6 protein-coding genes are annotated in these 6672 nt (G+C 69.6%); 4 read left to right on the top strand and 2 right to left on the bottom strand.

The window, feature by feature from the left end; all coding sequences use genetic code 11:
* Window positions 1-49 precede the first annotated feature (49 nt).
* Entirely contained in the window at window positions 50-961 is a 912-nt protein-coding gene (gene thyX / locus Q0480_RS01355; protein WP_299129900.1) for an FAD-dependent thymidylate synthase, read from the bottom strand.
* Between the two features lie 76 nt (window positions 962-1037).
* On the opposite strand from thyX, the gene Q0480_RS01350 reads away from it, so the two are divergent.
* The 3 genes from Q0480_RS01350 to Q0480_RS01340 all read left to right on the top strand — a co-directional run bounded on the left by Q0480_RS01350 (window position 1038) and on the right by Q0480_RS01340 (window position 4075).
* Complete coding sequence (locus Q0480_RS01350; RefSeq protein WP_299129898.1) at window positions 1038-1466, top strand: VOC family protein; 429 nt, start codon at window positions 1038-1040, stop codon at window positions 1464-1466.
* Window positions 1466-2149: a DUF1194 domain-containing protein gene (locus Q0480_RS01345; protein WP_299129897.1), complete on the top strand. Its 684-nt coding sequence runs from the start codon at window positions 1466-1468 to the stop codon at window positions 2147-2149. Before Q0480_RS01350 ends, Q0480_RS01345 begins: the two co-directional genes overlap by 1 nt.
* 276 nt (window positions 2150-2425) lie before the next feature.
* Entirely contained in the window at window positions 2426-4075 is a 1650-nt protein-coding gene (locus Q0480_RS01340; protein WP_299129895.1) for a Na+/H+ antiporter, read from the top strand.
* A gap of 356 nt (window positions 4076-4431) precedes the next feature.
* On the opposite strand, the gene Q0480_RS01335 is transcribed toward Q0480_RS01340, so the two are convergent.
* A complete protein-coding gene (locus Q0480_RS01335) occupies window positions 4432-6021 on the bottom strand; it encodes a hypothetical protein (RefSeq protein WP_299129893.1) in 1590 nt (529 codons plus the stop codon).
* A gap of 160 nt (window positions 6022-6181) precedes the next feature.
* Between Q0480_RS01335 and Q0480_RS01330 the strand changes: the two genes are divergently transcribed.
* The coding region (locus tag Q0480_RS01330) for a sodium/glutamate symporter (RefSeq protein ID WP_299129891.1) at window positions 6182-6672 on the top strand (491 nt) is incomplete at its 3' end.

Raw genomic sequence — 6672 nt, 5'->3', positions numbered from 1 at the left:
CGAGACGCCAGTAAAATACGCCAAGTAGATAGCGCCGTAATCCGTCCGATCATTTTGCATTGCAAATAACCTCGAACTCCCGCCACTCCCCTTTGCTCATGCCGCTTTCTTCCTGTGTCACCACCTCCCCCGCCAGCCGGCGCCTGACCACCTCCATCCCCTTCCCCGAGAAGGTCACCGCCCCCAGCCGATAGTCCTCGAACGCCCCCCAGGCCGCCGGAACCCAGTCCTTCACAACTTCGCAGATCGCCTCGGCATAGGCGCGGATCTCGTACTGGGCGTGCGGGTCAGCCCGCAACCGCAGGAAGTGGAACAGGTTGTGGAGGTCCACCTTCCAGTACCATTGCGTGTAGATGTTCGCCGGCAGGTTCATCCGCGCCAGCTCCCGCGCCAGACCCTGCTGGCCCTCGGTCGACAGCATCGCTTCGTAATTGTCATAGGCCCGCGTCGAATCCTCGCGCAGGAAGGCGAGGACGCGGGCGGATTCCTCCGCGCTCAGGACCTCGCCGCGGCCCTGGTTGTTGACGCTCGACTGGGCGGCGAGATGTTCCGGCGCGGGGATGTAGAATTCGCGGTCGAGGATCGAGTAGCGGGCGGAATATTCGTTCACGTTCGCGGTGCGGTGGCGGATCCACTGGCGGGCGACGAAGACCGGCAGCTTCACATGCAGCTTCACCTCGCACATCTCGAAGGGCGTCGAGTGCCAGTGGCGCATCAGGTAGCGGATGAGGCCGGCGTCGTCGCGCGTCGCCCTGGTGCCCTGGCCGTAGGAGACGCGCGCGGCCTGGACGATCGCCGCGTCGTCGCCCATGTAGTCGATGACCCGGATCAGCCCGTGGTCGAGCACCGGGATCGCCCGGTAGAGCCAGGCCTCCATGCCCGGCGACGTCGCCCGCAGGGTGGGCGCGGCGTTGGCGCGGGCGGCGGCGATCTCGGCCTTTTGTTCCTCGGTCAGTGGCATATGTTAACCTCTCGGGCGACCCGTCGGCGGATTCGTTGGAACCAGATATAGCATATAAGACCAGGGGAGGCCCCAGATGAAGATAAATTATCTGCATACCATGGTGCGGGTCAGTGACATCGAGGCGTCCAAGGCCTTCTATTGCGCCCTGCTCGGCCTCACGGAGACCCGGCGGACCGAGAACGCGCAGGGCCGCTATACCCTCGTCTTCCTGACCGCGCCGGGCGAGGGCGGCGCCGACCTCGAGCTCACCTACAACTGGGACGAGAAGGTGGACGGCGCCAGCGCGCGCAACTTCGGCCATCTCGCCTACGCGGTGGAGAATATCTACGAGATGTGCGCCCGGCTCCAGGCGGCCGGGGTGACGATCAACCGCCCGCCGCGCGACGGGCGCATGGCCTTCGTGAAGAGCCCGGACGGGATTTCGGTCGAGCTCCTGCAGATGGGGCCGGCCCTGCCGGCGGCGGAACCCTGGGTCAGCATGGGCAACACCGGCTCCTGGTAGTGCGCGCGCTTCTCGGCCTCGCGCTGGCGCTCGGCGGTCCGCTGGCGGGCGCGGCGGCGGCGCAGGATTGCCGGATCGCCCTGTCGCTCGGGCTCGACGTCTCCTCCTCGGTCGACGCGGCGGAATACCGGTTGCAGACCGAAGGGCTGGCCCGCGCGCTGGTGGCGCCGGAAGTGGTGGCGGCCTTTCTCGGCGAGCCCGGCCGGACGGTGACGCTGCAGGTCTATGAATGGAGCGGCCGCGGCCAGCAGGTGGTGCGTCAGGACTGGGTGCCGATCCTCGGCGAGGCCGATCTGGCGCGGGTGGCCGGCCGGCTCCTCGCCAGCGGCCGGGGTTTCAGCAATTTCCCCACCGCGCTCGGCGAGGCGATGGCCTTCGGCGCGCTGGCGCTGGCCGACGCGCCGGATTGCGTCGAGCACAAGCTCGACATCTCGGGCGACGGCACCAGCAACGACGGCATCTCGCCGTCCGAGGCGCTGGCGCGATTTCCGTTCGACCGGGTGACGGTGAACGGCCTCGTCATCGGCTCGAGCCGCGAGGCGCTGGCCCGCTACTACCAGCGGTTCGTCATCCACGGCCCCGGCGCCTTCGTCGAGGCGGCGACGGACTATTCCGATTTCGAGCAGGCGATGCGCCGCAAGCTGGAGCGCGAACTCCAACCCGGTCGCTTCGCCGGGCGGTAGGCGCCGGGTGTCGGGCCGCCGTTGACGGGATGCCGCCTGTCGCGCGTGGCGCTGAGCGGATCGGCGCTGACCACGTTCGGCCACGGCTCCTCCGGGTTCTCCACCGCGTCGATGCCGCGGTGCGGAGCCGATGGTGGTCGAGGCGGCGGTGACACTCCCGCTCGTTCCAGTCCGCGGGGGCTGGGTGACGCAGGGCCCGCCTCGCCGATGCAGGCTTTCATTTTCGTCCGTTTGAACCAACACTTGGGCCAAATCGGCGGCTAGGGAGAAGGCTCGTTGGAACATCTGGTGACAGGATCGCTGCTGCTGATGCTCGCCGTCGTCGTCAGCGGCTGGGTCGGACGCGCGCTGCCGGTCCCGGTGCCGCTGCCGCTCATCCAGATCCTCCTCGGCGTGCTGGTCTCGGTCTTCACCCACGAGGGGCTCGGCCTCGAGCCGCACGTCTTCTTCCTGTTCTTCCTGCCGCCGCTCCTGTTTCTCGATGGCTGGCGCATCCCGAAGGACGGTCTCTTCAAGGACTCCGGGACCATCGTCGAGCTGGCCCTCGGCCTCGTGGTCTTCAGCGTCATCGGCATCGGCTATCTCGTCCACTGGATGATCCCCGCGATGCCGCTGGCCGTGGCCTTCGCCCTCGCCGCGGCGCTCTCGCCGACCGATCCGGTCGCCGTCGCCGCCATCACCAAGCGGACGCCGCTGCCGCGGCGCCTGGTGCACATCCTCGAGGGTGAATCGCTCCTCAACGACGCCACCGGCCTCGTCTGCATGCGCTTCGCCGTCGCGGCGGTGATCACCGGGAGCTTCTCGGCCGCGGCCGCCGCGATGAATTTCCTCTGGCTCGCGCTCGGCGGGATCACCATCGGCGTCGGGACCATCTTGCTCATCCAGGTATGCCAGGACCTGATCGCCCGCCGGCTCGGCGAGGAGCCGGGATCGAAGGTGCTGATCGGCCTCCTCATGCCCTTCGCCGCCTATCTCGCCGCCGAGCACCTGCACGCCTCGGGCATCCTCGCCGCCGTCGCCGCCGGCATCACCATGAGCTACCTCGAGCAGAGCGGCCGGGCGCTGCCCGAGACCCGCGTGCGCCGGGCGGCCGTCTGGGACATGGTGCAGTTCGGGCTCAACGGCGCGATGTTCGTACTGCTCGGCGAGCAGCTGCCGATGGTCGGCGCCAGCGCCGCCGGGGCGATGCGCGAGGCCGGAACCGCCGAGCCCGCCATGCTGATCGCCTATATCCTCGTCGTCACCCTGGCGATGATCGCGCTCCGCTTCACCTGGGTCTGGGTTTCGTTCCGCTTCACCCTGTTCCGCCGCCGCCGGGCGGGCGAGCCCGCGCCGGCGCTCGGGTCGCGGCTGCTGCTCGCCACCTCCTTCGCCGGGGCGCGCGGCTCGATCACGCTCGCCGGCATCATGACGCTGCCGTTCCTCGTCGACGGCGCGCCCTTCCCGGGACGCGACCTCGCGATCTTCATCGCCGCCGGCGTGGTGATCCTGTCGATCACCCTGGCCGGTGTCTTCCTGCCGTTGCTGCTGAAGGGGCTGGCGCTGCCTCCCGAGGAAGGTCGCCAGCGCGTCGAGCGGCGCGCCCGCCACGCGGCGGCGCTCGCCGCGATGGACGCCGTCGAGCGCGTCCAGCACGACGAGCACGAGATCACCCAGGGGAGCGTGACCTGGCTGGAGGCGGCGGCGCGCGTCTCGGCCGACTATCGCCGGCGGATCGAGGGTATCCAGAAGACCGGCCAGGAGGCCGAGGAGCTGCGCCGGGCGCATGCGATCGAGCGCGAGTTGCGCCTCGCCGCGCTCCGGGCCGAGCGCGAGACCTACTTCCGGCTCGGCCGCGAGGGCAAGGTGCCCGACGACCTCGTCCGCCGGCTCGTCGCCGAGATCGACCACGCGGAGACCCGCCTCGCCGCCGCTATCGGGCACTGATCGCGCTCGGCCGTCATTCGCATGTCCGGCGCCACGGCGTCGCCGGATTGTGTCTGGTCCCGGGCTTTGATGGCGCGGTCTTTTCACCTGAATGGAAGGATGCGCTGTGGGTCAGGTTCATCACGGGAGCGCCACGACGACGGCGGCGGTCCGACGACGCGATGCATGACCTGGTAGACGCTCAAGACGCAAAGCCCCCGGTCTTGGTGAACCGGCCGTTCTTGTCGTAGTCGCACCTCTCGATGCGAACGACACTCAGGCGAAGAGGCCGAGGAAGGCGAGGCGCGCGACGAAGTCGGTGGCGCGGGCCTCGATCCGCTTGCCCGTGATGCCGGGAAGGCGCATGCCGGCTCGCCTCACGCCGCGCCGGAAGGCACGGCGAGGCCGGCCTTGCGGAGCCAGCAGGCGATCAGCCCCACGAGCTCGGGCGCGACGTGGCGTCCCGCGAGATCGGCGGCGACCTTGGCGCCGTAGTCGGGATCGAGGCCGCGGATCGCGGCCACCGCGTCGGCGGCCTCGTCATCCAACCCGAGGGCGGCGGCGGCCGTCGCCACCGCGACATGGCCATAGAGGACCTGGGGCGCGTCCACCCGCCGGGCCTCGGCCAGGGCTTCCGAGAAGCGGTCGTGGGCGAAGTGGTAGAGATAGAGGCCGATGCGGTAGGATCCCGGCTGCGCCGGATTGGTGGCGTAGGACTCCTCCAGCATCGGCACCGCCTCGTCCCAGCGTGCCAGCATGGCGTAGCGCTGGCCGAGGTCGGCGAGGATCGTCGTGTCGTTCGGGTTGAGCGCGCGGCCGGCCTCCAGCGCGCTCAACCCCGTCGCCGCGTCGCCGTTGAACCAGTGCGCGAGCCCGAGCGCATAGCGCGCCCAGCTCGAGTTCGGCGCCAGCTCCACCGCGCGGGAGGCGAGCGCCAATGCCCGCCCCCGCGGGTCCGGCTCGCCCTCGCCTATCGCATGGCGAAAGCGATGGGCGTTGACATAGACGAGCGACAGACAGGCCTGCGCCTCGGCATAGTCGGGTTCCTGCGCCACGGCGCGCTCCAGCCCGACCCGCACCGCCTCGACGATCTCGCGGTCGAAGGTGCGCCAGTAGGCATAGAACAGCAGCACCGCCGCGTAGCTGCCGAGCAGCTCCGGCGCCTGCCCGTCGGCGTCGCGCGCCCGGTCGCTCTGGATCGCGCCGTAGGGCTGCGCCAGCGCCCGCGCCACCCGGTTCGCCACGTCGTTGCGCAGGTCGATGATCTCGCCGGGATCAAGCTCGCGCGCGAAGGTCTCGGCCCAGACGGCGCGGCCGGTCCCCGCCTCGATGAGCAGCACGTCGACCTCGAAGCGCCCCGGCCCGAGCGACGTCTGCCCGGTCACGAGGTAGTCGGGGGCGAGGTCGATCCGCGGCCGTTCCGCGTCGATCTCGGAGGGCAGGCGGAGCGCGGTCTCGACGCCGAAGACGCACAGTCCGGTGAAGCGGGTCAGCGCGATGATCAGCGAGCGGGTGAAGCCGCGGGTGAAGCTCGGGAAGGCCGACTGGTCGCCCTCCTCCTCGAAGGCCGTCACCAGCACCCGGGGAGAGCTCGTCAAGGAATGGGGGAGAGCGACCGGCTCGACCGTCGCGAAGACCGGGGCGTAGCCGCCGCGGGGGACGTCGATGCGCAGACGGCTGGTCCGGCCGTCGGTCAGATAGTAGCGTTCGAGACACCGCCGGAGCCGTCCCGCCTCGATGCGCACGATCGAGTCGAGCTGCGGGTCGAACTTCGGATCGCGCCCGAAGACCTCGGTGGCGATGGTGTAGGCCTTGATGCGATCGGTCCGCCCGGTGAGGGCCTCTTCGACGACATGGGCGAGGAAGTGGCGGTTGCGGTCGCTGGCGTCGAAACGCGGCGACGCGAGGATACGGGCCAGTTCCGCCCGGACGGCGTCGGTCGCAACCGCCTGCTCCTCCCGCACCATGATGCGCTGCCATATCCCGATTAGTGCCGCCCTGATTCTGCCACAGCTGTCGGACCTCCGAAACCTGGAGCGCGTACGTAGTAGACAGTAACGTACTTAGCCCGAAGTCCACGCTTGCCGAGCCTGCTTCGCCGCATCGAAAGAGGGGAGTGTCGCAGCCATGCAGACCGAGGCACGAGAGCTGATCGCACCAGACTTCCTCGCGCTCACGATCGGGATCGTCGTCTTCTTCGTCGGCGTGCTGATCACCCAGCGCGTCGAGTTCCTCAGGCGCTACAGCATTCCCGAGCCGGTCACCGGCGGTTTCGTCGCCGCGCTCGTCGTCTGGGCCGTGCACATTCTGTTTCGCACCGACATCGGCTTCGACATGACGACGCGCGACAAGCTGCTCGTCATCTTCTTCGCCACGGTCGGTGTAAACGCGAGGCTTGCCGATCTCGCCGCCGGCGGCCGCGTTCTCGGCGTGCTTTGCCTCGTGACGGTCGCCTTCGTCTTCCTGCAGGACACGGTCGGCACCGTCGGGGCGGTCCTGCTCGGGATGCCGAAGGCGGCGGGCGTCGTCGCGGGGTCGATGTCGCTCGTCGGTGGGCACGGCACGGCGATCGCGTGGGGACCGAAGATCGCCGCCGAGCACGGCTTCCCGGCCGCGCT

The organism is uncultured Amaricoccus sp., assembly GCF_937891315.1.
Lineage (GTDB): Bacteria > Pseudomonadota > Alphaproteobacteria > Rhodobacterales > Rhodobacteraceae > Amaricoccus.
The sequence above is the reverse complement of the archived record's forward strand: the minus strand, read 5'-3'. Positions and strand labels throughout refer to the sequence as shown.